The organism is Parendozoicomonas verongulae (assembly GCF_009711465.1).
Lineage (GTDB): Bacteria > Pseudomonadota > Gammaproteobacteria > Pseudomonadales > Endozoicomonadaceae > Sansalvadorimonas > Sansalvadorimonas verongulae.
This window is the reverse complement of record NZ_SMME01000185.1, coordinates 1-340: the sequence shown is the minus strand read 5'-3', so window position 1 is coordinate 340 and position 340 is coordinate 1. Positions and strand designations below refer to the sequence as shown.

1 protein-coding gene is annotated in these 340 nt (G+C 53.8%); it reads right to left on the bottom strand.

Annotated features, from left to right (window positions below):
- Positions 1-340: hypothetical protein (locus E1189_RS22125; RefSeq protein WP_196220817.1), on the bottom strand; the 340-nt coding region annotated here is incomplete at both ends.

The window sequence follows — 340 nt, the reverse complement described above, 5'->3', positions numbered from 1 at the left end:
ATAAAACGCAGAACTGTCACTGATTCATCTGTCAAAGGGGGCGCTGCTACCTGCCCCCTGAAATACTGGCACTGGCTCTGAGTATGGCTTTCAAACATTCTGCGACGCACATCAAGCGGGCCAGCCCCCGGTTTGAACTGCTGACAGAGCTCACAGACCAGCCAATGGCCTTTAGCGTGGGGCAGCATGTCCTGCACAGGAATTTCACTGTGTTGGCAGTCCTGACATTCAAGCTGCAAAGGGAGTTCCGACAGGCGTTCATTCCAATGGTCTATCACATCCCGACTACGGATACGGTAGGTGGTTTGGTGCGCACTGAGGGTGTAATACCGAGGAGGAG